The organism is Weissella sp. DD23, assembly GCF_001579105.1.
GTDB classification, from domain to species: Bacteria; Bacillota; Bacilli; order Lactobacillales; family Lactobacillaceae; genus Weissella; species Weissella cibaria.
This window is the reverse complement of sequence record NZ_KQ970390.1, coordinates 445,894-447,318: the sequence shown is the minus strand read 5'-3', so window position 1 is coordinate 447,318 and position 1,425 is coordinate 445,894. Positions and strand designations below refer to the sequence as shown.

At 44.7% G+C, this 1,425-nt stretch carries 2 protein-coding genes; both read left to right on the top strand.

What is annotated here, in order from left to right; all coding sequences use genetic code 11:
* Positions 1 to 312, top strand: a 312-nt coding sequence (locus WEIDD23_RS02145; protein ID WP_062358714.1) for a MarR family winged helix-turn-helix transcriptional regulator, incomplete at its 5' end; no start/stop codon positions are given.
* A gap of 13 nt (positions 313 to 325) precedes the next feature.
* The coding region (locus tag WEIDD23_RS02140; protein WP_242865410.1) for an alkaline phosphatase family protein at positions 326 to 1,425 on the top strand (1,100 nt) is incomplete at its 3' end.

Below are 1,425 nucleotides of genomic sequence, written 5' to 3'. Positions count from 1 at the left end.
TTGAGTCATGTTGCCGCTGGGTTTGATACTCAAGATAAGTTATCCGATGAAACGGGCCTTGATAATTCGACATTGTCACGGCAGCTAAGTTCATTACTCAAGAAAGAAATGGTTTCAAATATTGCCGTTGGTCGCGATCGACGCCAATTAATCTATGAGCTCACAGTCAAGGGTAATGACGTACTGACGGCTGTTAACGAACAGCATATGATCTATGAAGAGACTGCATTTAAGTTATGGTCCGCTGAAGAAAAAAGCATGGTTCAAATCTTACTTAACCGTCTTGAAAAGTCATTAAGTAAGCAAATATAGGAGGATTAGTTTAATGGCAAAGCACGCAGTTGTTATCTCGTTAGATGCAATGGGTAGCGCCGATTTGAAGGCGCGCTTACAATTTTTGCCAAACCTATCAGCATTGGTCGCTGGAGGAACATGGGTGCGTGACGTAAAAGGCGTTTATCCGTCAATTACTTATCCATCACACACGTCAATTATCACGGGAACCTATCCAAAAACGCACGGCGTTGTGAATGCGACCCTTATGCAACCTGAACGAGTCTCACCAGATTGGTATTGGTATGCAAAGCATATTAAGGTACCGACGGTGTATGACTTGGCACGCGAAGCTGGTATGACGACAGCTGCTTTCTTGTGGCCTGTCACCGCTGGTGCACATATCAACTGGAATATTGCTGAGATTTTCCCAAACCGCATTTGGACTAATCAGTACACAACGTCATTGCGAGCAAGTTCGCCATTGTTCTTACTACAAATGGACCGTAAGTTTGGTCATTTACGCAATGGTATTCAACAGCCAGAGTTGGATAACTTTATTACGGCAGCGGCGGCTGATACTATTCGGACCAAGAAACCAAATCTTACGTTGGTTCACTTGGTTGACATGGATTCACACCGGCACCGTTATGGGGTTCGGACGCAACAAGCGTGGGATGCCTTAGATTGCTTGGACAAGCACGTTGGTGACTTGATTCAAGCAACTAAAGATGCGGGCATTTTTGAAGAGACAGACTTCATGATTCTTGGTGATCACTATCAACAGAACGTCTCAAAGATGATTCACTTAAACATGTTATTTGCTAATCGTGGTTGGTTGAAGGCAACACGGAATGGTCGTGTTGCCCGCAATTGGCAGGTTATTGCGAAGCACACTGATGGTGCGACTTACATTTATTTGAAGGATAGCACTTTGCTTGATCAAGTGAAGGATGTTGTGAAAGACGTACCGGGTGTTAAAGCAATTTATGACCATCATGATATTGTGACATTTGGTGCCGATCCAGCGGCAGCGCTGATGATTGAAGGTGAGAAGGGTTACTACTTTACCGATGAAACGCGTCGCCCGGCTGTTGTCGAAGAAGTGACAAACGAGATGTTGGAACGTGGCGAAGTGGATCGTTATAAGGG